This window comes from Bradyrhizobium sp. sGM-13 (assembly GCF_018398875.1).
Lineage (GTDB): Bacteria > Pseudomonadota > Alphaproteobacteria > Rhizobiales > Xanthobacteraceae > Bradyrhizobium.
On record NZ_JAGWDK010000256.1, the window covers coordinates 1 to 316 of the forward strand.

Here is a 316-nt window from a genome sequence, read left to right on the forward strand (position 1 = left end):
ATTGAAAATGAAGTTTACAGTGTCGGTGGCGGAGCCATCCGAAACCGTAACCGTCACAATGTCGGCTTCTTGGGTTCCCTGGCCGTCATGATAGTTAACGACGCTCAGCGCATCGTTGACCTGCGCCAGCGTGCCGGAGACCTCCGACAGCTCGACACTACCGGCAACACTTGCGGGCACGACGCTGACCGACAATGTGTCTCCCGCGTCGGGATCGGCAACGTACAGGCCGAAAAGGGTGGTCGTTCCCTCGCGGTGGTCGGTGATGCTGAGCTGGTCGGTCTGGATGACCGGCGCGTTGTTGCTGGGCGGCGGT

At 60.8% G+C, this 316-nt stretch carries 1 protein-coding gene; it reads right to left on the reverse strand.

From position 1 onward, the window contains the following. Positions 1 to 316, reverse strand: a 316-nt coding sequence (locus KJQ96_RS38990; RefSeq protein ID WP_213291219.1) for an Ig-like domain-containing protein, incomplete at both ends; no start/stop codon positions are given.